The following is a 24912-nucleotide window of genomic DNA, read 5'->3' as shown; positions in this document are numbered from 1 at the left end:
CGCCGTGGTGAATTAGGGCAACCGGTCAGCAGGAGCTGGAGACGCTGACCCGCAGCCCGGTCCCGTCGCTGACGACCACGACCGAGTCGCCACCGGTCCGATAGGCCCAGCGCGTCGGATCGGACCGCACCACGGCCGACCCCGACGCCACCGCCCCGAGCCGCTTACGCCAGTCCCCCGGCGCCTTGACCGCGCCGACCGACCAGGTCCCGGCCGTCCCGCCCCGCGGACAGCCCACCCCCTGGGTCGTAACCTTGCCCGGGGTGTCGGCGGCACTCGTCGGGCCGGGCACCCCGAACAGCGTCAGCACCGCCTGGAGCGCGGCCGGCGCCGGACCCACACTCGGGTCGGCGCGATCGACCCCGGCGTCACCGACCGGCCGGCAACCGCTCGACACCTCGACGGTCAGCGCCGAATCCCCGACATCGGCCTGAAGGTCGACGGCGATGAAACTCCCGGCATCGGCGTGCAGCGTGAACTGCGTGCCACCCCGGCTCGCCGTCACCTGCGCCTTGTAGCCCCCCGGCAGCCCCGCCGCGATCGCCTCGATGTCGGCCCGCTGCTCCCCCGCCCGCACATAGACGGTCACATCCCGGGTGAGAGCGACCCCGTGCCGCACCGGCGTGACCCGGCACCCCGACTGCACCTGGAGCCCGCCGAGCACGACCGCCCGCCCCGGCCCCCCGGCGGCCGCGAAGAGGCTGCCGACCGCCGCCCGGAATGCCGGCAGCGCCTGCTCGGCGCTCCGCTGCTCGGGCACGGTCGCCGGCTCATGCCACACGCCCCACGCCGCGAGGCCGCCCACGACGACACCCCAGGCCACGACCACCCATAGCAACACCCGGCGCCGAGATCGCTTGTCCGGCTGCGTCGGTGGCTGCGTCACGGCAGCCATGGTGACACGCCCGCCGACCACCGCCGAACGTTGCGGCCCGGATCAGGGATATCCAGCTCAACGTGGCGTGACCCTCAGCGGCGGAGGGCGGCGTAGGCCGGTGAGACCAGGAACTGGTCGATGACCTCGGCCGAGCCCGGCGTGAACGGGCGGGCCAGCACCTCGTCGGCCGGGATGAAGAGCATCGCGGCGCCCTCGCCCAGCACCACATCGGACTGGGCCGCCGTCGTCGGGCCGTAGAAGTAGTTTTTGACCCGGCTCTGGACCGGCAGCTCCTGGCGGGTGAAGAGCGTCAGCGGGCCCGACGGGCGCAGCGACGTCTCCTCCCACAGTTCGCGGACGGCCGCCTCACCCGGGGTCTCGCCCGGCTCGACCGCGCCACCGGGCAGGCCCCACACGTTGGGGTAGTAGGGGGCTTTGTCGTCGCGCAGTTGCAGGAGCAGGGCGCCGGCCCGGTCGACCAGGAAGATGCAGGCGATCTCGAGCAACGGGGCCTCAGCTCTTGGCGAGGCGCTGGAGGGCGCCGATCGCCACGTCGGGACGGGTCGTGTACCAGAACGGCGGGAGTGACTTGCGCAGGAAGGCGCCATAGCCGCGGGCCGTCTCGAGGCGGGAGTCGAGGACCGCGACCACGCCCTTGTCGCCGGTCGAGCGGATCAGGCGGCCCACCCCCTGGGCGAGGCGTACGGCCGCGATCGGCACGCTGACCGAGGCGAAGCCGGAGCCGCCGGCCGAGTCGACCGCCGCCGAGCGGGCCGCGGCCAGGGGCTCGTCGGGGCGGGGGAACGGCAGCCGGTCGATCACGACCAGCTGGCACGCGTCGCCCGGCACGTCGACGCCCTGCCAGAGGGACATCACGCCGAACAGGCAGCTCGCCTTGTCGTCGCGGAACTTGCGGACCAGCAGCGGCAACGACTCCTCGCCCTGGAGCAGGATCGGCAGGTCGGTCCGGGCCCGCAGCAGCTCGGCCGCCTGAGTGGCGGCCTTCCGCGACGAGAAGAGGCCGAGCGTGCGGCCGCCGAGCGCCTCGACCAGCTTGAGCAGCTCGTCGCCGGCCGCGTCGGGCAGGCCGGACATCTGCGGCCGGGGCAGGTGGGCGGCGACGTAGAGGATGCCCTGCTTGGGGTAGTCGAACGGGGAGCCGACGTCGAGCGACGTCCAGCCGTCACCGGAGACCGCGGGCGCGTCGGCGGTGAGGGAACCGGGAGCGGCCGCCTCGGCGACCTCGCTGCGCGGCGACGGCACCCCCGGAGCGGCCGCCGGCAGTCCGAGCGAGCGGGCGACCGTGTCGAACCGGCCGCCCAGGGTCAGCGTGGCCGAGGTCGCCACGACCGTACGGTCGGTGTAGAGGCCCTGAGCCAGGGTGCCGGCGACCGAGAGCGGGGCGACCACGAGCGCCCGGCGGCCACTGCCCATGTCGGACTTCTCGACCCAGGCGACGTCGAAGGCGGACTCCTCGAGCAGCCGCTGGGCGGTGTCGCTGAGCTCACCGAGGGCGGCTTTGGCCTGCTGCTTGCGTACGGGATCGGGGTCATCGGCCTTGACGTCGCCGATCGCCGTGAGGCCGGCCCGGGTTGCCGCCTCCAGAAGCGTGACCGCCTGCCGAAGCGGCTCCGGCAGGCCGGTGGTCAGCCGGCCGGCCGGGATGTCGGCCAGGCCGACCGTGAGCGCGTCGGCCGCCTCGGCCAGCGACTCGGCCGCCGCGGGCGGCAGCAGGGTCTTGGAGCGGCGGGCGCAGCGCTCGATCGCGTCGGGGGTGAGCTCGGCCTGGGACGCCGAGGAGACCCGGTCGGCCAGCTCGTGCGCCTCGTCGATGATCAGCAGCTTGTGGGGCGGGACGATGTGACGGTCGGCGAGCATGTCGACGGCGAGCAGGCTGTGGTTGGTGACCACGATGTCGGCCTCGCGGGCGCGGGCCCGCGACGCCTCGGCGAAACACTCCGCACCGTACGGGCATTTGACCGCCCCGACGCAGTCGCGGGCCGGCATCGAGACCTGCCGCCAGGCCGTGTCGTCGACGCCCGGGTCGAGCTCGTCGCGGTCGCCGGTCTCGGTCTTCTCCGCCCAGGCCTGCAGCCGCTGGATCTGCTTGCCGAGCCGGCCCGCCTCGCCGAGCCACTGGGTGGCCCGCGGCGGCGCGTCGTCGAAGAGCGTGTCGGTCGGCGCCTCCTCGTCGGCGTGCTCCATCTTGGCCATGCACAGGTAGTGGTGGCGGCCCTTGAGCACGGCGAAGGTCGGCTGGCGGCCGAGCACCGGCTCGACGGCCGCGGACAGCCGGGGCAGGTCGTGCTCGACCAACTGGTTTTGCAGGGCGAGTGTGGCGGTCGACACCACGACCGGGCCGTCGACCAGCAGCGACGGGGTCAGGTAGGCCAGACTCTTGCCGGTGCCCGTGCCGGCCTGGACGAGAAGGTGTTCCTTTTCACGTATCGCCCGGTCGATCGCGGCGACCATCGCCTGCTGTCCGGGCCGGGCGGCGCCACCAGGCACCGCGCCGACCGCGGCGGTGAGAAGCTGCTCGGCGGTCGCGTTCTTCGGCTTGGCTGCGGGCACGCAGAGAAGGTACCCGCCACCACCGACAGAAGCCGACCACCGTTAGGGTTCTGGGCATGCCGAACGAGACGGTCCGGGTCGTCTACACCAAGTACGACGGTTCGGCGCACCGGGACTACCCCGCCCGTCGTTTCGACACCGACGAGCTGGGCGTGTGGCTCGGCGTCACCCGCGGAACCCCGTCGGTCTACCATGGCCGCCCGTCGGTCGAGCAGATCCCGTTCGTCCTGCTCATCCCGCATCACGCCTGGTGGACGGGCATGTTCAACCCGCCGCCGCGCACCAGCGAGGTCTACTGCGACATCACCACGCCGGCCCGGTGGGAGGGCGACACGGTGCACATCATCGACCTCGACCTCGACGTGGTGCGCCGGCGCGAGACCGGGGTGGTCGAGTTGCGCGACGAGGACGAGTTCGACGAGCACCGGGAGCAGTTCGGCTACCCCGACGACCTGGTCGTGGAGGCCCGTGCGGCGGCCGGCAAGCTGATGGTGGCGCTGGGCGACGGCAGCGAGCCGTTCGCCTCGCACTACCACAAGTTCCTACAGGCGGTCACTCAGTAGGATCTTGTCCGGGTTCATCTGATTGAAGATCCCGGTGATCACCCCGTCGGCGACCGCCGCGACGACGACCGCGAGCACCGGCCGGCCGTCCGGCCACGTGCCGCGCACGAGCAGTCCGACCTCGCCGTTGACCAGCACCGGCCGCATGTCCAGCGAGCGCACGTCGATCTGCCGGGCCGAGAAGATGCCGATCCAGAAGCGGGCCACCCGTTCGGCGCCCTCGACGATCCGGGGCGCGGTCGGGACGTGACCGCCGCCGTCACCGATGGTGACCACATCGGGCGCGAGCACGGCGGCCAGGGCCTGAACGTCGCCGCTTCCCGCGGCGGCCAGGAAGGCGGTCAGGACCCGGCGCTGTTCGGCGAGGTCCGCGTTATGACGTACGCCGCCCTCGGCGATCGCCCGGCGGCCGCGTGACGCGTGTTGCCGGGCCGCGTTCTCGGTCGTGTTGAGCACGGTCGCCACGTCGGCGAACGGCATGCCGAACGCGTCGTGCAGCACCACGGCGACCCGCTGCTCGGGGGTGAGCCGTTCCAGGACGACCAGCAGCGCCAGCCCCACCTGGTCGCTCATCTCGACGCGGCGGGCCGGGTCTTCGTCCGGGTCGACGAGGATCGACGGCAGCCACTGGCCGGGATAGGCCTCGCGCCGGACTCGGGCCGACTTGAGCACGTCGAGGCAGATCCGCCCGGTGACCGTGGTGAGCCAGCCACGCAGGTCGTGGATCTCGCCGCCGGTGCGCACCTTGGCGTAGCGCAGCCAGGCCTCCTGCACGGCGTCCTCGGCCTCGGCCCGGCTGCCCAGCATCCGGTAGGCGACGGCCAGCAGGTGGGGACGCTCGGCCTCGAATTGCGCGGCGGGCTCCTCGACGGTTGACGGCATGGAGGAATTCTGCGCGAGATTCCCGATCGGAAGTAGCGTGTATGCCACAGTAGGAACCGGGCATTACGTACTAATCGGGTGGTGGGGTATGAACGACTCGGCGACCTACGCGGGCGGACTCGCGGGCCTGGCCGGAGCGGCCTACGCCGGCGTCGCCCTGCTGCGCCGGCCCCGCCCGTTCCAGCCGTCCGGGCACGCCCTGGCCGGACGCGACCAGGCCGACCCGCTCCCCCGGGTGCTGCGGCTCGGGCTGGGCGGCATGACCGTACCGGTGATGCCGGGGCCGCACGGCGAGCTGTTCCTCGGGCCCGGCGCACCCGAGCCCGGCCGTACGCTGCGCCGCCTCGTCCTCTCCCCGCTCTTCACCCGGGCCAAGATCCGGGGCGGCCGGCTGCGCCGCGACCAGCGGGTCCCGTTCCGGCTGGTGGTCGAGTTCGCCGGGGCCAACCGGGACGCCGAGACACTGCTGCGGGCCTACCGCATGCTCGACCAGCAGCTGCGCGACCACGCCAGCCTGCTCAGCCGGTGCGACGGCGGCGAACTGGTGCCGGGCGCGGTGACAGTCACGATCTCCGGCATCGTCGACGTGCGCGAGCTGCTCGCGGCCCAGCCGCTGCGGTACGCCTTCGCCGACGGCACCTTCGACGACCTGGGCTCACACGCCGCGCCGCCCTCGCTCGTACCGATGATCAGCGAGCCGTGGACCCGCCGGTTCGGCTGGGACGGGCGGGAGCCGATCCCGGCCGAGGAGCGCCACCAACTGCACGCCATGGTGCGCGCCGCCCACGAGGACGGGCGGACCGTACGCCTCTCCGGCCTGCCCGGCGGCTCCCACCGGGCCCGGCGCGCGGTCTGGACCGAGCTCGGCGCGGCCGGCGTCGACGTGATCGCCGACACCGAACTGCCCGGTCTCGTACGCCACCTGCGGCGCCACCCGGTGGCCGACCAGGTACCGCAGGCGCCGTTGCCGACGCGGGCGGTACGCCGTACCTCGCCCCGGCCGACCGCACCGAAGCCGAATCGTCGCCGAGAGCCCGTTTAGCGGGCGAACGAGGGGTAAACGGAGGCGGACCGCTAGAGTTCCTGGAGATCCATCCCGCGCCCCCGAACGAGGTTCCCGCTGTGAAGTTCTCCTTCCGCCCCGTCGAGGGCGCTTTCTACGAACTCTTCAGCCGGGCCGCGCACAACCTCGTGAAAGGCACCGCCCTGCTCAATGAGCTGGCCCTGCCCGGGGTCGACGTGCAGTCGGTCAGCGACCGGCTGACCGATGTGGAGCACGACAGCGACCAGATCACCCACGATCTCTACAAGAAGATCAACTCGACCTTCATCACCCCGTTCGACCGGGCCGACATCTATTCGCTCGGCTCCCAGCTCGACGACGTGATGGACCACCTCGAGGCGGTCGGCAACCTGCTCTATCTGTACGGCCTGACCGAGCTGCCGTCGCTGCCCCGCGAGATGCACGAGCTGATCGACGTGCTCGACCAGCAGAGCAAGGTGACCGCGGACGCGATGCCGCGACTGCGCTCGATGAAGGGCCTCGAGGAATACTGGATCGAGATCAACCGCCTCGAGAACGACGGCGACCGGTCCTATCGCATGCTGCTCGTCCGCCTCTTCTCGGGCGAATACGACGCGCTGACCGTGCTGAAGATGAAGGAGGTCGCCGACGAACTGGAGGCGGCCTGCGACGCGTTCGAGCACGTCGCCAACACGGTCGAAACCATAGCGGTCAAGGAGTCGTAGACCTTGTCCGCCGAGTTGATCGCCGTCCTCGCGGTGATCGTGGTCGCGATGGTGTTCGACTACACCAACGGCTTCCACGACGCCGCGAACGCGATCGCGACCAGCGTCAGCACCCGCGCCCTCACCCCGCGGGTGGCGCTGCTGATGGCGGCGATCGGCAACTTCATCGGCACCCACTTCGGGGCCCGGGTCGCCACCACGGTCGGCTCCGGCCTGGTGACCCTGCCCCACCAGCTGGACGCGCTCGGCGTGGTCCTCGCCGGCGTGCTCGGCGCGGTCTGCTGGAACCTGATCACCTGGTACTTCGGGCTGCCGTCGTCGTCATCCCACGCGCTGATCGGCGGCCTGGTCGGCGCCGCCCTGGTCGCCGGCGACCAGGTGAAATGGCACGGCATCCTCAACAAGGTCATCCTGCCGATGCTGCTGTCCCCGCTGGCCGGCCTCGTCTTCGGCTTCCTCGCCATGCTGGCGCTGATGTGGGCCTTCCGCCGCGGCCGGCCGGGCCGACTCAACCGCGGCTTCCGCTGGGCCCAGACCGTCTCGGCGGCCGCGATGTCGATCGGGCACGGCCTGCAGGACGCGGCCAAGACGATCGGCGTCATCGTGCTCGCGCTGTACGTCGGCGGCTTCCAGGACTCGGTGACCCACATCCCGCAGTGGACCTACTGGACCTCGGCGACCGTCCTGGCCCTCGGCACGTACGCCGGCGGCTGGCGCATCATCCGCACCCTGGGCCGCAAAATCATCGACCTGGGCCCACCCGAGGGCTTCGCCGCCGAGGCGGTGGCCAGCACGCTGCTCTTCATCTTCGGCATCGGCCTGGGCGCACCGATCAGCACCACCCACACCATCACCTCGGCCATCATGGGCGTCGGAGCCACCAAGAAGCTGTCGGCCGTCCGCTGGGGCGTCGCCGGCAACATCATCGGCGCCTGGCTGCTGACCTTCCCCGGCGCGGGCGGCATAGCCGCCCTGATCTTCCTGGCCATCCGCCCACTCTTCAGCTGAAGAGTTGACCTTGTGCAACACGCCGATACTTGGTGTTCCTGCTGCTCGTCGCCTTCTCCGTCGCTTCGACGAGACCTTCTTTGCGCAGCAGCTCGACCAGTTCACGCGCCACCAGATCCTGGAGTTCGGAGGTGGCTATCCGAGAGTCGAGTCCGGTCAGCTTCCGATAGGTGGGGTTGTCGAGAACGGTCCCCGCATGCAGCACGGCCAATGCCATGCACTGAATCGCCTCAAAGAGTTGACCATGGCTCGAATACCCGAGCCACGGTTCTCGCAGACCGTCCGGTCCTCACCGGGGATAGGCACGTCCTCCAGAATTTTCAGGAGAACGGCGTTGCGGGATGAGGTGGCGCCCTCCTCGCCGAGGTTCTCCAGGGTCACCGGTCCGAACAAACCGCCCGGATTACGGATGACCAGCCGGTCCGGCGGGGTATTCCCAGATGTCCTGCCGCCCGGCCCCGGTCACGATTGACCGCCGCGACATGCTGCGGCGGATAGCGGCGAGTGCGTCACGCACCATGACAGGAATCGGGCCCTCGATGGCGACGCTGTCAAGAAATCTGACGCCGGAGTCCTCATCGGATCCGCGCTCGCTCGGGTAGTGAACGAAGGTGAGCATCAGCTGCGGAAAATGCTCCTGCGGCTCTGGATGTACGGCCGCAACGCTGGCTCCATCTCGTCGGAGCACATGCCGGCAAGGTCCGACGCCATCCTCGAGGGATCGGTCAGACCTGTCGCCGCGAACCGGTCGGCCTCGTCGAGACCGAGAATGACAACCCCGCCGAGCGTGTTCGAAAAGGCCGCCAGGTGTCGCGGGTTCGTCGGGATCCGCCCCGAGCCTTCTTGACCTCGACATCGGCGACGTGGCTGCCGAGCACGCGAAGGTTTTCGACGATCTCGGCCCAGCTCGTCAGCGTTCATGCCGTCCCATCCTGCTAATCGCGCGATGCGCAGGAAGATTGGCAGGACATTAGCAGGATGACTCTTAGTAGGCGACGCCGATCTCGGAGCGGATGGTGTCGAGGAGGTTCATCACCTCGAGGCTGGTCGCGTGCGGCATCAGGGGGCTCTCGGGCTCGCCGGCCAGGACGCAGCGCTGCACCTCGGCCGCCTCGAACTGGTAGCCGCTGCCCTCGAAGGGGAACTGGAAGGTCTCGGGGGCCAGGCCGGGCCGGGTCAGGGTGAACTCGCGGGGGACGAAGAAGCCCTGCGGCAGGTCGATGCGGCCCTCGGTGCCGGTGATCGAGGCGGCGTTGCGGCTCTCGCCGTTGATGCTGCAGGTCAGGGCCGCGACCGCGCCGTTCTGGAAGCCCATCAGCACGCCCGTGTTCTCGTCGACGCCCTCCGGGGTGAGGTGGGCCCAGGAGCGCACCTCGGCCGGCGCGCCGAGGATCAGGTGGACCAGGTTGATCGGGTAGACGCCGAGGTCGAGCAGGGCGCCGCCGCCCAGCTTGGGGTCGCGGAGCCGGTGCTCGGCCGGGAACGGGCCGTGCAGGCCGAAGTCGGCGTGGATCGAGCTGATCCAGCCGATCGCGCCCTCGTCGACCAGCTCGGTGATCTTGCGGATGGCCGGGTTCATGCGCATCCACATGGCTTCCATCAGGAAGACTTCGCGTTCGCGGGCGGCCGCCACCAGCCGGGCCGCCTCGGCCAGGTCGAGCGTGATCGGCTTCTCGACCAGGACTCCCTTGCCGCCCTCGATGCAGGCCCGGGCGGCGTCGAAGTGCATCGCGTGCGGGGTGGCCACGTAGACCACGTCGACCTCGTCGTCAGCGGCCAGGGCCTCGTAGGAGCCGTGGGCGCGGGCGAAACCGAACCGCTCGGCGAACGCACCCGCCGACTCGGCCGAGCGGGATCCGACGGCCGCTAGTTCGGCGCCCTCGACGAGTGCGAGGTCGGCGGCGAACTGGGCGGCGATGCCGCCGGTGGCGAGCACGCCCCAGCGAACCTTCGGTTGAGTCATGATCGTTACGGTATCGTCCCCGGCACCGCCGGTGGCAGGATCGACGAGTGACCGATGCCATGCCGCTCCCGTCCGCCATGGTCGAGCGCGCCCGCGCGTTCCAGGGCCCTCCGGCCCCGACCCGCGCCGCCGCCACCGTCGTCCTCTTGCGGCCGCCCTCTCGTCGAAGTTCGGGTTGCGGGCAGACAGCCGAGACCTTCCAGGTGTACGTGTTGAAGCGCGCGACGACGATGGTGTTCGGCGGGGTCTACGCCTTCCCGGGGGGCCGGGTCGACCCGTCGGACCGTCCGGAGACATTGCGCGACGACTGGGCCACCCGGCTGGGCCTCGGCGACGAGCAGGCGCGGGCCGTGGTCGGGGCGGCCGCCCGGGAACTGTTCGAGGAGGCCGGTGTGCTGCTGGCCGGCCCCCGCGACGAGGCCGACCGCACGGTCAGTGACGGCTCGCTCAGCGGTGTCGTGTCCCTGGGCGGCCCGGACGCCTCGGCCGCGGCCGAGCAGGACGACGACGAGGTCACCGACGCCGAGCGGGTGCTGAGCGATGACGACGAGGAACCGGCCGCGGTGGTCGGGGACGTCAGCGAGGCCGACTGGGAGGCCGACCGGGCTGCCGTGGCCGCGCGCGAACTGACGATGACTGAGCTGCTGGAGCGCCGCGGCCTGCGGCTGCGTGACGACCTGCTGCTGCCGTGGGCGCGGTGGATCACGCCGGAGTTCGAGCCCAAGCGGTTCGACACCTGGTTCTTCGTGGCGCTGCTGCCCGAGTCGCAGACCGCGCGGGACGTCTCCGGCGAGGCCGATCACGCCCAGTGGATCGGGCCGGCCGAGCACGAAGGGCTGACGATGCTTCCGCCCACGCGGGCCATGATGCGCGGGCTCGGCGCGTACGGGAAAGTCGCGGAAGTCATCGCGGCCGCGAGTCGCCGCGACGCGGCGACCCCGGTCATGCCTCGCGTGATCTTCACCGAGGACGGCGGCGCCCGGGTCCTCATCGCGGATCCGGGCGCCCCGAGCGAGAAGGCCTAGCCGAAGCGGCCGGTGATGTAGTCCTCGGTCTTCTTCTCGGTCGGGTTGCTGAAGATCTTCTGGGTGTCGTCGTACTCGATCAGGCGACCGGGGTCGCCGGTCTTGTCGATCGAGAAGAACCCGGTCTTGTCGCTGACCCGGGCGGCCTGCTGCATGTTGTGCGTGACGATGATGATCGTGAAGCGGTCCTTCAGCTTGAACATCAGGTCCTCGATCGCCAGCGTCGAGATCGGGTCGAGGGCCGAGCAGGGCTCGTCCATCAGGACGACCTGCGGCTCGACCGCGATGGTGCGGGCGATGCAGAGGCGCTGCTGCTGACCGCCGGAGAGACCGGCGCCGGGCCGGCTCAGCCGGTCCTTGACCTCGTCCCACAGGTTGGCCGAGCGGAGCGACTTCTCGGCCGCCTCCTCGAGCACCGACTTCTTCTTGACGCCGTTGAGCTTGAGGCCGGCCACGACGTTCTCGTAGATCGACATCGTCGGGAACGGGTTGGGCCGCTGGAAGACCATGCCGATCAGCCGGCGGACCGCGGTCACGTCGACGTCGGCGTCGTAGATGTTCTGGTCGTCGATGGTGAGCTTGCCCTCGATGCGGGCGTTGGGCAGCACCTCGTGCATGCGGTTGATCGACCGCAGGAACGTCGACTTGCCGCACCCGGACGGACCGATGAGCGCGGTGATCGTCTTGGGCTCGACCGTCATCGAGACGCCGTCGATCGCCTTGAACGAGCCGTAGTAGGAGGTGACACCTGTCGCCTCAATGCGCTTGGCCATTAGGGATACCTCTTATCGGGACAGTCGGTTGCGGCGGGCGAGCAGCTTCGCGGCGATCGTCAGGATCAGCACGATCGCGACGAGGGTGAGGGCCGCGGTCCAGGCCCGGTCGGGTGCGAACTTGGAGGCGCTGCCGGCCTGCTGGTAGACGTACAGGGCGAGCGAGGACTGGTTGCCGCTGAAGGCGTTGAAGTTGATGGCGTCGGCACCACCGGCCACCAGCAGCACCGGCGCGGTCTCACCGGCGGCGCGGGCGATCGCCAGCATGACGCCGGTGACGATGCCGGGCAGCGCGGTCGGAAGGACGATCTTGGAGATCGTCTTCCATTTCGGTACGCCCAGCGCGTACGAGCCCTCCCGCAGCGGCCCCGGCACGAGCCGCAGCATCTCCTCGGTCGAGCGGACGATCGTCGGCAGCATCAGCACCGTCAACGCGAGCGCGGCGGCGAAGCCGGAGAAGCGCGGCGTGCCGTGGTTGAACCACGGGCTGACGATCAGCACCCAGAACGACAGGATGAACAGACCGACCACGATCGACGGGATGCCGGTCATGACGTCGACGAAGAACCGGATCGTCGCGGTCAGCTTGCCCCGGCCGTACTCCACGATGTAGATCGCGCCGAGCACGCCCAGCGGCACCGCGATGACGGTCGCGATGATGACCTGCTCCAGCGTGCCGATGATGGCGTGGTAGGCGCCACCGTTCGGGTCGCGGGCGCCGATGTTGTTCATCGAGGAGTTGAAGAAGTTGCCGTCCAGCCGGGCCGAGCCCTTGGAGATCAGCGTCCACACCACCGACGCGAGCGGGATGATCGCCAGCAGACAGGCGACGTAGATCGCGGCACGCCACATCCGGTTGCGAGCCGCCCGGCGTCCCTCGACCCGGCCGGAGACGATGTTGAGCCCGATCAGGTAGAGCACCAGGCCGACCACCAGGGCCAGGACCCAGTTGCCGATGCCGGTGCCGAGGACGACGGCGAAGGCCACCACCAGGGCGACGACGGCGATGGCCAGGTCGGCGACGACCGGCAGCTTCTTCGTACGGATGTTGTCCGCCGTCATCACGACGTCGGGCATCTGGTTCTCGAGAACGCTCATGCGGCACTGTCCCGGAACTCGCGGCGGCGGTAGATGATCGCGCGGGCCGCCATGTTGACCACCAGCGTGATGACGAACAGCACCAGGCCGGAGGCGATCAGGGCGCCGCGGCCGACGTCATTGGCCTCGCCGAAGGTGTTGGCGATGTTGGCGGCGATCGAGTTGCCGCCCGACTGGATCAGGTTGAACGAGATGTTGAACGTGATGCCGAGGGTCAGGGCCAGGGCGATCGTCTCGCCGAGTGCGCGGCCGAGGCCGAGCATCACGGCGGCGATCACGCCGGGCTTGCCGTACGGCAGGACCGCGGTGCGGATCATCTCCCACTTGGTGGCGCCCAGCGCCAGGGCGGCCTCCTCGTTCATGCCCGGGGTCTGCTGGAAGACCTCGCGGGAGAGCGAGATGACGATCGGCAGCACCATGATCGCCAGAACCAGCGAGCCCAGCATGATCGACTGGCCGAACGGCCCGTCGCCGCCGAACAGCGGGATCCAGTGGAAGTAGTGGTTGAGCCAGCCTGAGAAGTCACGCACGGGGTTCTGGAACACGTCGCGGCCCCAGAGGCCGAACACGACGCTGGGCACGGCAGCGAGCAGATCGATGACGAAGCCGAGCGGCGTCGCCAGCGACTTCGGAGCGTAGTGCGACAGGAACAGGGCGATACCCAGAGCGATGGGCACCGCGACGATCAGTGCGATCACCGCGGTGAGCACCGTGCCGAAGGCGAGCGACGCGATGCCGAAGTGCGGCGCCGCATCGTTCGGGAACCACTGCTTGTCGGTCAGGAAGTTCGTCTTGTCGGCCTTGATGGCCGGCGCGGCCTTCGAGATCAGGAACACCACGATGGCAACGATGATCACCAGGACCATCGAGCCGGCGGCCAGGGAGAGCCCCTTGAACCCGCTCTCCATGGAGAAGCGTGCCTTCTTCGGCAACGCGCCGCCACCGCCCAGAGGTGGCTCTTCGTAACTTCTCGGCGAAACGCCGTTGCCGGCGGACCTGACGTGCCGTCCTGGCACGCCCGATCCGCCGGCGGTGGCGTTCGTCGAGCGGGAGGGGTTGTCACCCATCTGCTCGCTCGCTGTCTGTCGAATTTGGAGGGATTCAGGTGCCGTGGATCAGGAGATGGCGGCGACCGACGCGGCCACCTTGGTCCGGACCGACTCGGGCAGCGGCGCGTAGCCGAGGTCGCTGAGCTGCGACTGGCCCCCGGTGCTCGAGGTGTAGGTCAGGAACGCCTTGATGTCGGCGGCCTTGGCGCTGCCCTTGCTGCAGGCGATCTCGTAGGTGACCAGACCGATCGGCCACGCGCCCGCGGTCTTGGTGTTGTAGTCGATCGTCATGGTCAGGTCGGGGGCGGTGCCGGTGATCTGCGCGCCCTCGATCAGCTTGCCGGCCGAGTCGCCGGTCAGCTCGGCGTACTCACCCGCGCCGTTCTTGACCTTCGCCATCGACAGGCTGCTGTTCTGGGCGAACGACAGCTCGACGTAAGCGAGGGTGCCCGGGGTGCCCTTGACCTTGGCCGCAACGCCGTCCGAACCCTTGGCGCCGACGCCGCCCGGGGCCTTCCAGGTCTTGTCGTGGTCGAAGGTGTAGTCGGCCTTGTCGACCGCGCCCAGGTACTTGGTGAAGTTGTCGGTGGTGCCGGAGGAGTCCGAGCGGTGGACCGTCTGGATCGGGGTCGACGGCAGCGTCGCGCCGCTGTTCTGCGCGGCGATCGCCGGGTCGTTCCACTTGGTGATCTTGTTAGCGAAGATCTTGGCCAGCGTCGGACCGTCGAGCTGCAGGTCCTTCAGGCCGTCCACGTTGTACACGACGGCGATCGGGCCGACGACCATCGGGAGGTCCATGGCGATGCCGCCCGGGCACTTCGGGTCGGCCGCCGTGTGCTCCTCGGGCTTGAGCGCCGAGTCGGAACCGGCGAAGTCGGCCGTGCCCGCGGTGAACGCCTGCACGCCCGCGCCGGAGCCGGTGCCCTGGTAGTCGATCTTCGCGCCCGAGCACTGACCCTGGTAGGTCTTGATCCACTCTTGCATGGCGTTCTGCTGGGCCGTCGAGCCCTGCGCGGTGAGGCTGCCCGTGGTGCAGCTGCCGGCCGCCGCCGAAGCGTTCGCGGCTCCGCCGGCGCTCGACGAGTCGTTGTTGTCCGAGCCGCAGGCAGCGAGCGACAGCGCCGCAGTCAAAGCAATGCCGGCAACGAAACCGGACCGCTGGAGCTTCACAGTTTTCCTTTCGGATGGTGTACATCGCCGGTCTCTCACCGGCACAACCCGAAAGTTAGGAGGCGGAGGTAGCCGCCGAACCGGGCCCAAATGAACGCGGGGTGAACTCGTTTGGCCCTGAAGATGGCTTTGGACTGAGGGCGAGTTGTCCGTTGCGTGAACCGAGTGACTAGTGACCGATATGTCGGATAAATCGATCCGACTGTATCCGTCCCGAGACCCGGCCTTATCCGTCTCGTGACGTAACAGACTGGTCGCCGATCGCGAGTTAGCTGCATAATACAGCTATGAGTTCAGGGTCCAAGCCAACGTCCAATCCCTTCCGGCAGCCACGCGCCGTCTGGGCCGTGGCCTTCGCGTGCGTCATCTCGTTCATGGGCATCGGGCTCGTCGACCCGATCCTGCCCGCGCTCGCGCACAACCTGCACGCGACGCCGAGCCAGGTCTCGCTGCTCTTCACCAGCTACCTGGTCGTCACCGCGGTCGCCATGCTGGTCGTCGGCTGGATATCGAGCCGGATCGGCGCCAAACGCACCCTGGTCTACGGCCTGATCCTGATCGTCGTCTTCGCCGCGCTCGCCGGCACCTCGGGCTCGGTCGGCGGCATCGTCGGCTTCCGGGCCGGCTGGGGCCTCGGCAACGCGATGTTCATCGCCACCAGCCTGGCCGTCATCGTCGCCTCGGCCAGCGGCGGCTTCGCCGGCGCGATCATCCTCTACGAGACCGCGCTCGGCCTCGGCATCGCGGTCGGCCCGCTGCTCGGCGGCGAACTCGGCAGCATCAGCTGGCGCGGCCCGTTCTACGGGGTCTCCGTGCTGATGGCCATCGCGCTGATCGCCACCGCGCTCTTCGTGCCGTCACTGCCCAAACCCCAGCACAAGACCTCGATCGCGGCCCCGCTCCAGGCACTGCGCCACCGCGGGCTGCTGACCATGGGCATCATGGCGCTGCTCTACAACTGGGGCTTCTTCACGATGCTCGGCTACGCGCCCTACCCGATGGAGCTCTCGGCCCAGAAACTCGGCCTGGTCTTCACCGGCTGGGGGCTGCTGGTCGCCGCGTTCAGCGTCTACTTCGCACCCCGCCTGCAGGCCCGCTTCGGCACCGCCAAGGTCCTCTACGTCAACATGTTCGCGCTCGGCCTCGTCATGGCGGCGATCGCGGCCGGCGTCGACACCCCGGCGGTGGTGATCGTCGCGGTGATCGTGAGCGGCGCCTTCATCGGCATCAACAACACGCTGACCACCCAGGCGGTCATGCTGGTCGCGCCGGTCGACCGGTCGGTCGCGTCGTCGGCGTACGGCTTCGTGCGGTTCATCGGCGGCGGCCTGGCCCCGTTCGTGGCCGGCAAGCTGGCCGACGCCACCAACCTCAGCGTTCCCTTCTACCTGGGCGGCGTCGCGTTCGTGCTCGCCATCTTCGTGCTCGCGAGCGGCCACAAGCTGGTCACCGCGGCCGAGGCCGGGCTGGCCGAGCCGTCCCCGCTTGAAGCGGTCGGGCCGCTCGCCGAGGCGGGCTCCCACCCGGTCGTCGTCGCGGTCGGAGCCACCGCGAACGCGGGTGAGGTCGTCGAGGCGGCCGCCGCGATCGCCCGCGACCTGGGCGCGCCGCTCGAGGTGGTCCGGGTCCGCGAGACCGTGGTGATCGAGGAGCTGGCGGTCGACCCGGAAGACGAGGACGACGCCCGCGCCGCCGTCGCCGACCTGCTCGACCACCTGGCCGCCCACGGCATCGCGGCGACCGGGCAGATCCTGCGCAGCGTCGGCGACCACGCCGCGGCGGGCCGGGTGCTGGCCCAGCACGCCGACGAGATCCAGGCGCGTACGGTCGCGGTCGGCCGCTCCCCGCGCGGCCCGGCGTCGCAGTTCGCCGAGGGCAGCTTCACCTCCGCCCTCACCCACGCGACGACCCGGACGGTGGTGTTGGTCAGTCCTGGCACCACGCCGCACGAATTGACCGCCGACGTTCTCCCGTCGTTGCGCGGGGCTTAGGTTGCTCGCATGGGGTTCGAACTCGGCACCGATGGTCCCGGCGCGATCGTCGTCGGTGTCGACGGATCCCCGACCTCGCTGCGCGCCGCGGCCTACGCGGCCGGCCTGGCCCGGCGGCAGCACACCAAGCTGATCGCGGTGTACGCCCGCACGTCACCGACCACCCTGCTCACGCTGGCCGACCACAGCGGGCTGGCCACCCACGCGGTGCTCCAGACCCAGGACGAGCTGGAGACCCAGCTGCGCACTGAGCTGGAACGCCAGTCGTCGATCTGGGGCGTCGACGCGCGGCTGGTGGTGCGGCGCGGCGACCCGTTCACACTGGTCACCGAGGTGGCGAAAGAGACCCGGGCCGAGGCGGTGGTGGTCGGCTCGTCGGCCAGCGTGGGCCACCGGATCGCCGGCTCGCTCGCGATCCGCCTGGTCAAATACGGTCGCTGGCCGGTCACCGTCGTTCCGTAGAGGAATCAGCCCCGCTGATACATGACGTCGGCCTTGTAGATGTCGAAGCCGAAGCGGCGATAGAGGTTGACCGCGGCGGTGTTGTCCTCGTCGACGTAGAGCATGGCCGTCGTCAGGCCCGAGGTCGCGAGATGGCGAAGGCCCTCGACGGTCAGGGCGGCGCCCAGCCCGCGGCGGTGGCCGCCCGGGTCGACGCCGAGGACGTAGGTCTCGCCCAGCGCCGGGTCGTCGCCCGCAGCCGGGTGCACCTTGGTCCAGTGGAAGCCGAGCAGCGTGTCCTCGATGTCGACCGCGAGCAGGAAGCCGGCCGGGTCGAACCACGGCTCCTTCTCGCGCAGCCGCAGGTCGTCGAGGGTCCAGCGCCCTTGCTCGGGGTGGTGGGCGAACGCCCGCGAGTTGACCCCGAGCCACGCCTGCTCGTCGGAGCCGGGCCGGAAATGACGGATGGTCACCCCGGGCGGCAGCGGAGCGTCGGGCAAGGCCCGATCCAGGGGGCGGCGCATCTGCCAGAGGACGCGTACGCGCTCGAAGCCGTTCTTGACGGCGAACGCCCGCGCCCCGGGTTCGTCGCCGTGCGCCCAGAAACGCAGCGGGCCGGCGCCGGCCCCGGCGAGCAGCGCGGTGCCGTGACCGCGGCGGCGGGCGGCCGGGCCGACGAACAGCTCACCCGCGCCGTCGTCGACGAAGGCGTAGCCGGCGAGCACGCCGTCGGCGTCGTGGGCCAGCAGATGGGTCGCCGGGCCACCGCCGCCGCGCACGCGCAGCACGACATCCTCCGACAGCGGATAGACCCGGTCGGCCTGCTCGGCAGCGGCGGCCAGCGCCAGAACCTGATCGGTCTCGGACGCAGACAGCCGGTCCGCCGCTCGAACAGTCATGCGGAAAGCCTAGACAGGGATCGGCACCGGCTGGTGGTCGGGCAACTGGCGGCCGGAGGGCGGCACCACGAACTTGTAGCCGACCTGGCGCACAGTGCCGATCATCGACTCGTATTCCGACCCGAGCTTGGCCCGCAGGCGCCGCACGTGCACGTCGACCGTGCGGGTGCCGCCGAAGTAGTCGTAGCCCCAGACCTCGCGCAGCAGCTGGTCGCGGGTGAAGACCCGGCCCGGGTGCTGGGCGAGGAACTTGAGCAGCTCGAACTCCTTGTAGGTGAGGTCGAGCGGCCGGCCCTTGAGCTTGGCCTGGTAGGTGTCGGGGTCGATGGTGAGCTCGCCCGACCGGATCGAGCCGCCGGCGCCCGCGGTCAGGTTGTTGAGGCGGCCCACGCTCAGCCGCAGCCGGGCCTCGACCTCGGCCGGGCCGGCCGCGGCCAGGATGACGTCGTCGACGCCCCAGTCGGCGTTGAGCGCTATCAGGCCGGCCTCGGTGACCACGGCGAACAGCGGCACCCCGATGCCGGTGGCGTGCAGCATGCGGCACGTGGCCCGGGCCTCGGAGAGCTCGGTGCGGGCGTCGACCAGCACCGCGTCGGGGCTCGGGCTCGAGACCAGGGTGCGGACATCGCGGGGGGCGGTGCGTATGGAGTGGGGAAGCAGATCCAGCGCGGGAAGCACGGCGGATGGTTCGCCGGCACGTGCTGTCACCAACAGAAGGATTTCCACACTCACCTCCGTCCTTGCGGCGCGGGGCCGCTCGGGTGACCCGGCCGCGACCTGCTGGTTAACGGTCGCGTGACCGGAGGAACGTCCCGGCGTCACCGACGGGTGGGCTGGGCATAACCTTAACCGATCCACCGGCACGCAGGCTTCGGTCATGTAACCAACTGATGACGTAAACCGGCACTCCGTGACCGAACGGGCGGGAAATTAGGGTGGTGCACCCTTGTCTGGCACCATCGCAGGCGTGTTCCCCTCCATGCCGCAGGAAGACGACTGGGACGCCGAGGCGACCCGCGACGTAGCTCGCGCGTCCCGCGGCGGCCGAGGAGCGGGCACGTACGGCGCGGTGCCCGACGAGGGCCACACCAGCCACCGCTCCGGCAACTCCTCCGGCGGTGAGGAACGCAAGGAAGAGCCGGAAGAGGACGAGGAAGAGCTCGAGGAGATCGAGGTCGTCCCGGTCCGGCGGCAGCTCTCGCTGGCCATCGCGGTCTTCGCCGGCCTGCTCGGCATGGGCCTGATTCTCGGCTCGGCGACGGCGGCGCCCGACAACCGGCTCCCGTTCACGATCGTGCTGTTCGGGGTGCAGCTGCTCTTCCTGCTGGCCTGGACGATGGCGCTGCGGCCGCCCGCGGCGGGCGCGACGGCCGGCGTCTGCGTGGCGGTCGCGCTGGTCGCCGACTATCTGGCTTCCGAACGCGACGGGACCGGCTTCCTGACGCTGCTGCTGGTCGCGGTCGGCGGCTTCGTGGTCGCGCTGGTCGGCCAGCTGTTCCGCTCCGAGGACCGCGCGCGGGTCAGCGACTCCTACCGGACGACCCTGGTGATCGTGCTCGGCGTCGTGGCGTACGCGATCCCGGTGATCCTCACCCGGGTGCCGGTCGGCACCCAGACCGTGGAGGTCTGCGCCGCCGCCGCCGGCGTGGCGCTGCTGGTCGCCCGGGTGACCGACGCGATCTTCCCCAAGCCGCGCATCGCGCCGCAGGTGCCGCGCGGCGCGACCGGCGTGGTGGTCGGCGCGATGCTCGGCACGCTCGTCGCGGCCGTGCTCGGCAGCGTGCTGGTGCTGCCGTTCACCCCGGCCAAGGGCGCGGTGATCGGCCTGATCGCGGCGGTCGTGGCCAGCCTGGTCGACCTGGCGGTCAACTTCGGCGAGGCCGGGCGCACGCTGGCCGGCGACGCGCCGACCTTCTGGGTGGCCCGGCACATGCAGGGCCCGCTGGGGGCATTCGCCCTGGTCGCTCCCGTGGCGTACGCCCTGACCCAGTGGTACATGTCCTAACCGGTCCTGACCGGTTTCCCCGTGCCCTGGATCGGGGCATGTACGGTCCTCGACAGCTGACGCCGTTCAAGGAGGATCCGTGGCCGAGTACGGGACCCCGCGCCCCAAGCGACGCCGTGGGCGCGGCCTGCTGATCACGCTCGTCATTCTGCTGATCATCGTCGGCGGCGTGCTGTTCGCGGCCGACCGGTTCGGCCGCTCCTACGCCGAGCGCATCATCAGCGACAAGGTGAGCGAACAGGTCACCAACCAGAAGGCGACCAGCGAGAAGCCGGACGTCACGATCGAGGGCTTCCCGTTCCTCACCCAGGTCCTCCACGGCCACTACGACGAGATCAAGATCGAGCTCGCCGACTTCACCGGGCCGGCCGACCCGAAGGGCGACAAGAAGATCAAGCTGCCGCTGCTCGACATCCGGGCCAAGGACGTGCAGGCCTCGATCAACACCCTGCGGTCGGGCGGCAACATCGTGGCCGGCACGGTGACCGGCACCGGCACGATCGACTACAAGCAGCTGATCGGGCTGATCAACCAGCCCGGGCTGACCTTGACCGAGAAGGACGGCAAGCTGACCGGCTCGGCCGAGGTGCCGGCGCTCGGCCAGAAGTTCAAGGTCACCGGCGTGGCCAAGCTGTCGGTGTCGAACGGGGTGGTGCACGTCGGCTTCGACGACGTCGACTCGCCCGACCTGCCCAACCTGCCCGGCATCAAGTCGATCATCGCCGGGTACGCGAAGAACCTCGGCCTCGACATCCAGGTGCCGGCCCTGCCGCTCAAGCTGAAGGTGCAGCAGATCTCGGCCAAGCCGGACGGTCTTCAGTTCACCGCCGGCGCCAGCAACGTGACGCTGAACTCGAGCGGTGTGTGACCCGGCCCTCCTTCCCGGATCGTGGTTGGTTCTGTTACCACCTCGTGAACCGCTGGTAGTGTCGGCCGCATGAGCCTGCTGCTCACCAAGAGGCGCGCGGTCGACCTGTGCCGCGTGGCCGCCTGCCTGTGTCGCCCTGTCATCTGACGGGGCCACGAGTGCTGAGCACGTTCTAGCTCTGTTCTTCAGCCCGGCGATGAAGCCGGCATGTGGCACCGTCGCAAACCCCGAGATCCGTTACGTCCATGGGTCCCGCGCGGGGTGCGACAACACCCTCCCTGCGCTGACTCACCCCTAATCCCTCACCCATCAAAGGGAGTGAATCGATGAGTCGCGACACCGCACTCGTGTCGGCCGACTGGGCCGAAAAGAACCTGGAAGCCCCAGGCGTCGTCTTCGTCGAGGTCGACGAGGACACCAGCGCGTACGACGGAGGCCACATCCCCGGCGCCGTCAAGATCGACTGGAAGCAGGACCTGCAGGACCCGGTCCGGCGCGACTTCGTCAACCAGGAGCAGTTCTCCGCGCTGCTCTCGTCGCGCGGCATCGGCAACGACGACAAGGTCGTGCTCTACGGCGGCAACAACAACTGGTTCGCCGCGTACGCGTACTGGTACTTCAAGCTGTACGGCCACCGCGACGTCGTGCTGCTCGACGGCGGCCGCAAGAAGTGGGAACTCGACGCCCGTCCGTACTCCAAGGACGTGCCCTCCCGCGCTGCGACCAACTACCAGGCGTCCGCGCCCGACCTGACGATCCGGGCGTTCCGCGACGAGGTCGTCCAGGCCATCGGCGTGAAGAACCTGGTCGACGTGCGCAGCCCCGACGAGTTCGCCGGCCGCCTGCTCGCCCCGGCCCACCTGCCGCAGGAGCAGTCGCAGCGGGCCGGCCACATCCCGACCGCGATCAGCGTGCCGTGGAGCAAGGCGGCCAACGAGGACGGCACCTTCAAGTCCGACGACGAACTCGCCAAGATCTACGGCGACGCCGGCCTCGACGGCAACAAGGACACCATCGCCTACTGCCGCATCGGCGAGCGTTCCTCGCACACCTGGTTCGTGCTCAAGGAACTGCTCGGCCAGCAGAACGTGAAGAACTACGACGGCTCCTGGACCGAGTACGGCTCGCTCATCGGCGTGCCGATCGCGCTCGGCGACGAGCCCGGGGAGGCCTGATCCTCATGACGTCACCGTCGAACATCGCGGCCGGCTGCGCCGCCCCGGACCAGTCGGCACCCCTGCCCGCCGGCGTGGACCTCGAAAAGGAAACCGTCATCACCGGCATCGTCAGCGCCGCCGACGGCGCGGCGGTCGGCGGGGCGTACGTGCGGCTCCTCGACGGCTCGGGCGAGTTCACCGCCGAGGTCGTGTCGTCGCCGGAAGGCGTCTTCCGCTTCTTCGCGGCCCCCGGGTCGTGGACGCTGCGGGCCCTCTCGCGGGCCGGCAACGGCGAGGTCATCGTCGACGCCACCCGCGGGGTCAACGAGGTCGGCATCGGCGTCACCGCCGCCTGATCCCGGTTCATCGAAAGCGGGGCTCCTCTCGGGGCCCCGCTTTTGCGTGACTTCTTACATGGTTCCCCCGACGACCACCGCGTCCGGTGGGGTCTCGGGCCGCGTCCGGGCCAGCCGGCGTACGCCCGTGTTGAGCACCGCGATCACCGGAACCGCTACGAGCGCCCCGATGATGCCGGCCAGGATCACGCCCGAGGCAATGCCGACGATCACGACCAGCGGATGGATCGCCACCGCCCGGCCCATGATCAGCGGCTGGAGGACGTGGCCCTCGACCTGCTGCACCAGGATCACCGCGCCGAGCACGATCAACGACACCACCCAGCCCTGATCGACCAAGGCGACCAGCACGGCCACCGCGCCGGAGACACTCGCGCCGACAATCGGGATGAACGCGCCCAGGAACACCAGCGCGGCGAGCGGAAACGGGAACGGAATCTTCAAAATCACCAGGGCCAGGCCGATGCCGACCGCGTCGATGAAGGCCACCAGCACGGTCGCCCGCACATAGTTGCTCAGCGTCTGCCACGAGGCGTCGCCGGCGTCGGCCAGCGACCAGCGGGCGTTCACCGGGAACAGCCGGACGATGAACCGCCAGATCTTGCGCCCGTCCCGCAGGAAGAAGAACGTCGAGAAGAGCACCAGCAGCATGCCGGTGACCAGCTCGGCCAGCGTCGCCGCGGTCGACAGACCGGTCGAGGTCAGCGTCGACGTGTTCGAATTGATCCAGTTCTGCCCGTTGTCGATCGCATTGTTGAGCTGGGCGTCCGACAGGTGCAGCGGCCCGGTCTTGGCCCACTCCTGAATCTGCCGCACACCCTGCGTGGTCTTCGAGGTCAGCTCGGGCAGGCCATCGATGAACTGGTTGATGACCAGCGTCAGCGTGCCGGCGATCACGGCGATGCCGCCGACCAGCACCAGAAAGGTGGCCAGCGAGCGCGGCACCTTGAGCCGGAACAGCAGACCGACCGCCGGGGCGAGCAGCGCCGACAACAGCAGGGCGATGGCCAGCGGGATCACGACCACGCTGAGATTGCTGATGAACCGCAGCAGCGCCCAGCCGACCACCCCGACGACGATCAGCCGCCAGCTCCAGGCGGCGGCGATCCGCAGCGAGTGCGGAACCTCGGCGTCGTCACGGCTCGCGATCGACTGGTGGACCAGTTCAGGCTCGGTGGGCGCGGGAGGCTCGAAATCGTCCTCGACATGTTCCGGCTCGAGTTCACGTTCGACGATCTCCCGCCGGGCCACGCGCACCGACTCCCGCCCCGAGTCGTAGGCACGCCGAAGGTTGCTCCGGACACGCTGCAAACGGCTCAACCGTGTTACCCCCTGGCTCCTACGACGATCGTGCGGTATTCACCGTAGTAGCCGAGTGCCTCTGCGTGCCCACGGCTACCAGCGGCAAACAGCCGCGGGCGCGCGGCGTACCGTCTGCATCGTGAGCACCGACACCCGAACCGAGTCCGGATTGCCGATCCGGATGCTGCACGACCGCGTCCTCGTCCAGCAGGACGGCGGTGAGGGAGAACGCCGGTCGACCGCCGGCATCGTGATCCCGGCGACCGCCTCGATGGGCCGGCGGCTGTCGTGGGCGACGGCGGTCGGGGTCGGCCCCAACGTCCGGTCGATCGTGGTCGGCGACCGCGTCCTGTTCGACCCCGACGACCGCTCCGAGGTCGAACTCCACGGCCGCGGCTACGTCCTCCTGCGCGAACGCGACGTGCACGCCGTCGCGGCCTCCCGCGTCGAGTCGAACGCCACCGGCCTCTACCTCTGACCTCAGCGCCCCCCGGGCTCGTCACCCTCCGGCGCCGGCGGCGCGCTTGAGCTGTACGGCGTAGCGCCGCCCTGCCCCTGCTCGCCCGCGGGAGTCCCCGCCTCCCGAGCTCCACCGTGGCCCGAAGTCCCATCGTCCGGGGCGTCGTAGCCCGGCGCGCTCGGAGTCGATATGGCTTGCCCCGGATTGGCATAGCTGGGAGTCCCGTATTCCGGCCGGCCCGGAGCGGCATAGCTCGGGGCTCCCCCCGGCTGGCCCGGAGGGGCATAGCTCGGGGCTCCGTCCGGCCAGCCCGGAGCGCCGGAGCTCGGAACGCCCGAGGCCGACCCGGGCTGGCCCGGCGCGGCATGGCCGGAAGTCGCGTAGCCCGGCGCGCTCTCGGCCGGCGCACCATAGCCCGAGTTTCCGTAGCTGGGCGCGCTCTGGGCGGGAGTGCCGTAGTTCGGGGCGCCCGGCCCCGAAGCCTCGTAGCTCGGTGCACCCTGTGCCGGAGCCACATAGCCCAGGGTCGTCTGGCCCGGCATCCCGTTGACCGGCGTGCCGTAGGTCGGCGCACCGTGGTTCGGGGCGCCGGCGGCAGGCATCGCCGAGGTCGGAGCTCCATAGCCCGGCGCGCCGGCGGCAGGCATCGCCGAGGTCGGAGCTCCATAGCCCGGCGCGCCGGCGGCAGGCATGCCGGAGGTCGGA

27 protein-coding genes are annotated in these 24912 nt (G+C 70.2%); 13 read left to right on the top strand and 14 right to left on the bottom strand.

Annotated features, from left to right (window positions below; translation table 11 throughout):
- Positions 1–25 precede the first annotated feature (25 nt).
- The 3 genes from AB0M88_RS39290 to AB0M88_RS39280 all read right to left on the bottom strand — a co-directional run bounded on the left by AB0M88_RS39290 (position 26) and on the right by AB0M88_RS39280 (position 3349).
- The gene (locus AB0M88_RS39290; protein WP_364110928.1) at positions 26–886 is read right to left on the bottom strand and encodes a hypothetical protein; all 861 of its coding nucleotides are present in this window, start codon (positions 884–886) and stop codon (positions 26–28) included.
- 83 nt (positions 887–969) lie between these two features.
- Entirely contained in the window at positions 970–1383 is a 414-nt protein-coding gene (locus tag AB0M88_RS39285; RefSeq protein ID WP_364110927.1) for an NUDIX domain-containing protein, read from the bottom strand.
- 7 nt (positions 1384–1390) lie between these two features.
- Entirely contained in the window at positions 1391–3349 is a 1959-nt protein-coding gene (locus AB0M88_RS39280) for an ATP-dependent DNA helicase (protein ID WP_364110942.1), read from the bottom strand.
- Positions 3350–3504: 155 nt separating this feature from the next.
- On the opposite strand from AB0M88_RS39280, the gene AB0M88_RS39275 reads away from it, so the two are divergent.
- Complete coding sequence (locus AB0M88_RS39275) at positions 3505–4011, top strand: DUF402 domain-containing protein (RefSeq protein WP_364110926.1); 507 nt, start codon at positions 3505–3507, stop codon at positions 4009–4011.
- Here AB0M88_RS39275 and sigJ read toward each other — a convergent pair.
- Entirely contained in the window at positions 3991–4893 is a 903-nt protein-coding gene (gene sigJ, locus AB0M88_RS39270) for an RNA polymerase sigma factor SigJ (RefSeq protein ID WP_364110925.1), read from the bottom strand. The genes AB0M88_RS39275 and sigJ overlap by 21 nt on opposite strands.
- A gap of 88 nt (positions 4894–4981) precedes the next feature.
- On the opposite strand from sigJ, the gene AB0M88_RS39265 reads away from it, so the two are divergent.
- The 3 genes from AB0M88_RS39265 to AB0M88_RS39255 all read left to right on the top strand — a co-directional run bounded on the left by AB0M88_RS39265 (position 4982) and on the right by AB0M88_RS39255 (position 7650).
- A complete protein-coding gene (locus AB0M88_RS39265; protein WP_364110924.1) occupies positions 4982–5935 on the top strand; it encodes a hypothetical protein in 954 nt (317 codons plus the stop codon).
- A gap of 80 nt (positions 5936–6015) precedes the next feature.
- Entirely contained in the window at positions 6016–6642 is a 627-nt protein-coding gene (locus AB0M88_RS39260; protein WP_364110923.1) for a DUF47 family protein, read from the top strand.
- A 3-nt stretch (positions 6643–6645) separates the two neighbouring features.
- Positions 6646–7650: an inorganic phosphate transporter gene (locus AB0M88_RS39255; RefSeq protein ID WP_364110922.1), complete on the top strand. Its 1005-nt coding sequence runs from the start codon at positions 6646–6648 to the stop codon at positions 7648–7650.
- On the opposite strand, the gene AB0M88_RS39250 is transcribed toward AB0M88_RS39255, so the two are convergent.
- The 3 genes from AB0M88_RS39250 to AB0M88_RS39240 all read right to left on the bottom strand — a co-directional run bounded on the left by AB0M88_RS39250 (position 7643) and on the right by AB0M88_RS39240 (position 9613).
- Positions 7643–7867: a hypothetical protein gene (locus AB0M88_RS39250; RefSeq protein ID WP_364110944.1), complete on the bottom strand. Its 225-nt coding sequence runs from the start codon at positions 7865–7867 to the stop codon at positions 7643–7645. The two genes, AB0M88_RS39255 and AB0M88_RS39250, sit on opposite strands and share 8 nt — an antisense overlap.
- Complete coding sequence (locus tag AB0M88_RS39245) at positions 7807–8031, bottom strand: ATP-binding protein (protein WP_364110921.1); 225 nt, start codon at positions 8029–8031, stop codon at positions 7807–7809. The genes AB0M88_RS39250 and AB0M88_RS39245 overlap by 61 nt, the downstream gene beginning before the upstream one ends.
- Before the next feature lie 604 nt (positions 8032–8635).
- Positions 8636–9613, bottom strand: a complete 978-nt coding sequence (locus AB0M88_RS39240) for a Gfo/Idh/MocA family oxidoreductase (RefSeq protein ID WP_364110920.1) — start codon at positions 9611–9613, stop codon at positions 8636–8638.
- Positions 9614–9660: 47 nt separating this feature from the next.
- On the opposite strand from AB0M88_RS39240, the gene AB0M88_RS39235 reads away from it, so the two are divergent.
- Entirely contained in the window at positions 9661–10638 is a 978-nt protein-coding gene (locus tag AB0M88_RS39235; protein ID WP_364110919.1) for an NUDIX hydrolase, read from the top strand.
- Here the strand turns inward: AB0M88_RS39235 and pstB are convergent.
- From pstB to pstS, 4 genes are read right to left on the bottom strand one after another with little or no spacing between them, the layout of a single operon-like run.
- Positions 10635–11411, bottom strand: coding sequence for a phosphate ABC transporter ATP-binding protein PstB (pstB, locus tag AB0M88_RS39230; protein ID WP_364110918.1), 777 nt, complete (start codon positions 11409–11411; stop codon positions 10635–10637). The genes AB0M88_RS39235 and pstB overlap by 4 nt on opposite strands.
- A 12-nt stretch (positions 11412–11423) precedes the next feature.
- The gene (gene pstA / locus AB0M88_RS39225) at positions 11424–12509 is read right to left on the bottom strand and encodes a phosphate ABC transporter permease PstA (protein WP_364110917.1); all 1086 of its coding nucleotides are present in this window, start codon (positions 12507–12509) and stop codon (positions 11424–11426) included.
- Complete coding sequence (gene pstC, locus AB0M88_RS39220) at positions 12506–13576, bottom strand: phosphate ABC transporter permease subunit PstC (RefSeq protein ID WP_364110916.1); 1071 nt, start codon at positions 13574–13576, stop codon at positions 12506–12508. Before pstC ends, pstA begins: the two co-directional genes overlap by 4 nt.
- A gap of 48 nt (positions 13577–13624) precedes the next feature.
- Positions 13625–14728, bottom strand: a complete 1104-nt coding sequence (gene pstS / locus AB0M88_RS39215; protein WP_364110915.1) for a phosphate ABC transporter substrate-binding protein PstS — start codon at positions 14726–14728, stop codon at positions 13625–13627.
- Between the two features lie 287 nt (positions 14729–15015).
- Here pstS and AB0M88_RS39210 point away from each other — a divergent pair, with 287 nt between their 5' ends.
- The gene (locus tag AB0M88_RS39210) at positions 15016–16719 is read left to right on the top strand and encodes an MFS transporter (protein ID WP_364110914.1); all 1704 of its coding nucleotides are present in this window, start codon (positions 15016–15018) and stop codon (positions 16717–16719) included.
- A gap of 9 nt (positions 16720–16728) precedes the next feature.
- Positions 16729–17181 carry a universal stress protein gene (locus AB0M88_RS39205; RefSeq protein WP_364110913.1) on the top strand — a complete coding sequence of 151 codons (453 nt, stop codon included), beginning with the start codon at positions 16729–16731 and terminating at the stop codon, positions 17179–17181.
- Between the two features lie 5 nt (positions 17182–17186).
- Here the strand turns inward: AB0M88_RS39205 and mshD are convergent, their stop codons facing one another.
- Positions 17187–18059 (bottom strand): mycothiol synthase, encoded by an 873-nt coding sequence (gene mshD / locus AB0M88_RS39200; protein WP_364110912.1) that lies wholly within the window; start codon positions 18057–18059, stop codon positions 17187–17189.
- Between the two features lie 9 nt (positions 18060–18068).
- Positions 18069–18785 (bottom strand): response regulator transcription factor, encoded by a 717-nt coding sequence (locus AB0M88_RS39195; RefSeq protein WP_364110911.1) that lies wholly within the window; start codon positions 18783–18785, stop codon positions 18069–18071.
- Between the two features lie 241 nt (positions 18786–19026).
- On the opposite strand from AB0M88_RS39195, the gene AB0M88_RS39190 reads away from it, so the two are divergent.
- The 5 genes from AB0M88_RS39190 to AB0M88_RS39170 all read left to right on the top strand — a co-directional run bounded on the left by AB0M88_RS39190 (position 19027) and on the right by AB0M88_RS39170 (position 22445).
- Positions 19027–20064, top strand: a complete 1038-nt coding sequence (locus AB0M88_RS39190; RefSeq protein WP_364110910.1) for a hypothetical protein — start codon at positions 19027–19029, stop codon at positions 20062–20064.
- 79 nt (positions 20065–20143) lie between these two features.
- On the top strand, positions 20144–20932 hold the full coding sequence (locus AB0M88_RS39185) for a DUF2993 domain-containing protein (protein WP_364110909.1): 789 nt from the start codon (positions 20144–20146) through the stop codon (positions 20930–20932).
- Positions 20933–21001: 69 nt separating this feature from the next.
- Positions 21002–21079: an Ms5788A family Cys-rich leader peptide gene (locus tag AB0M88_RS39180; protein ID WP_311772860.1), complete on the top strand. Its 78-nt coding sequence runs from the start codon at positions 21002–21004 to the stop codon at positions 21077–21079.
- A 179-nt stretch (positions 21080–21258) separates the two neighbouring features.
- Entirely contained in the window at positions 21259–22107 is an 849-nt protein-coding gene (locus AB0M88_RS39175) for a sulfurtransferase (RefSeq protein ID WP_364110908.1), read from the top strand.
- Positions 22104–22445 (top strand): DUF1416 domain-containing protein, encoded by a 342-nt coding sequence (locus AB0M88_RS39170; protein WP_364110941.1) that lies wholly within the window; start codon positions 22104–22106, stop codon positions 22443–22445. Before AB0M88_RS39175 ends, AB0M88_RS39170 begins: the two co-directional genes overlap by 4 nt.
- A gap of 54 nt (positions 22446–22499) precedes the next feature.
- Here AB0M88_RS39170 and AB0M88_RS39165 read toward each other — a convergent pair whose 3' ends face one another.
- Entirely contained in the window at positions 22500–23756 is a 1257-nt protein-coding gene (locus tag AB0M88_RS39165) for an AI-2E family transporter (RefSeq protein ID WP_364110907.1), read from the bottom strand.
- Between the two features lie 172 nt (positions 23757–23928).
- Here AB0M88_RS39165 and AB0M88_RS39160 point away from each other — a divergent pair, with 172 nt between their 5' ends.
- A complete protein-coding gene (locus tag AB0M88_RS39160; RefSeq protein ID WP_364110940.1) occupies positions 23929–24225 on the top strand; it encodes a co-chaperone GroES in 297 nt (98 codons plus the stop codon).
- Positions 24226–24912: the final 687 nt, after the last annotated feature.

It is taken from the genome of Actinoplanes sp. NPDC051411 (genome assembly GCF_040682075.1).
GTDB lineage: Bacteria > Actinomycetota > Actinomycetes > Mycobacteriales > Micromonosporaceae > Actinoplanes.
The sequence above is the reverse complement of the archived record's forward strand: the minus strand, read 5'-3'. Positions and strand labels throughout refer to the sequence as shown.

What these genes read in the sequence shown, in the direction of transcription:
- AB0M88_RS39280 (WP_364110942.1), bottom strand. Translation starts at nt 3,349, where the DNA reads ATGGTCGCCGCGATCGACCGGGCGATACGTGAAAAGGAACACCTTCTC.
- AB0M88_RS39275 (WP_364110926.1), top strand. Translation starts at nt 3,505, where the DNA reads ATGCCGAACGAGACGGTCCGGGTCGTCTACACCAAGTACGACGGTTCG.
- sigJ (WP_364110925.1), bottom strand. Translation starts at nt 4,893, where the DNA reads ATGCCGTCAACCGTCGAGGAGCCCGCCGCGCAATTCGAGGCCGAGCGT.
- AB0M88_RS39265 (WP_364110924.1), top strand. Translation starts at nt 4,982, where the DNA reads ATGAACGACTCGGCGACCTACGCGGGCGGACTCGCGGGCCTGGCCGGA.
- AB0M88_RS39250 (WP_364110944.1), bottom strand. Translation starts at nt 7,867, where the DNA reads ATGGCATTGGCCGTGCTGCATGCGGGGACCGTTCTCGACAACCCCACC.
- AB0M88_RS39240 (WP_364110920.1), bottom strand. Translation starts at nt 9,613, where the DNA reads ATGACTCAACCGAAGGTTCGCTGGGGCGTGCTCGCCACCGGCGGCATC.
- pstB (WP_364110918.1), bottom strand. Translation starts at nt 11,411, where the DNA reads ATGGCCAAGCGCATTGAGGCGACAGGTGTCACCTCCTACTACGGCTCG.
- pstA (WP_364110917.1), bottom strand. Translation starts at nt 12,509, where the DNA reads ATGAGCGTTCTCGAGAACCAGATGCCCGACGTCGTGATGACGGCGGAC.
- pstC (WP_364110916.1), bottom strand. Translation starts at nt 13,576, where the DNA reads ATGGGTGACAACCCCTCCCGCTCGACGAACGCCACCGCCGGCGGATCG.
- AB0M88_RS39210 (WP_364110914.1), top strand. Translation starts at nt 15,016, where the DNA reads ATGAGTTCAGGGTCCAAGCCAACGTCCAATCCCTTCCGGCAGCCACGC.
- AB0M88_RS39205 (WP_364110913.1), top strand. Translation starts at nt 16,729, where the DNA reads ATGGGGTTCGAACTCGGCACCGATGGTCCCGGCGCGATCGTCGTCGGT.
- mshD (WP_364110912.1), bottom strand. Translation starts at nt 18,059, where the DNA reads ATGACTGTTCGAGCGGCGGACCGGCTGTCTGCGTCCGAGACCGATCAG.
- AB0M88_RS39180 (WP_311772860.1), top strand. Translation starts at nt 21,002, where the DNA reads ATGAGCCTGCTGCTCACCAAGAGGCGCGCGGTCGACCTGTGCCGCGTG.
- AB0M88_RS39175 (WP_364110908.1), top strand. Translation starts at nt 21,259, where the DNA reads ATGAGTCGCGACACCGCACTCGTGTCGGCCGACTGGGCCGAAAAGAAC.
- AB0M88_RS39160 (WP_364110940.1), top strand. Translation starts at nt 23,929, where the DNA reads ATGCTGCACGACCGCGTCCTCGTCCAGCAGGACGGCGGTGAGGGAGAA.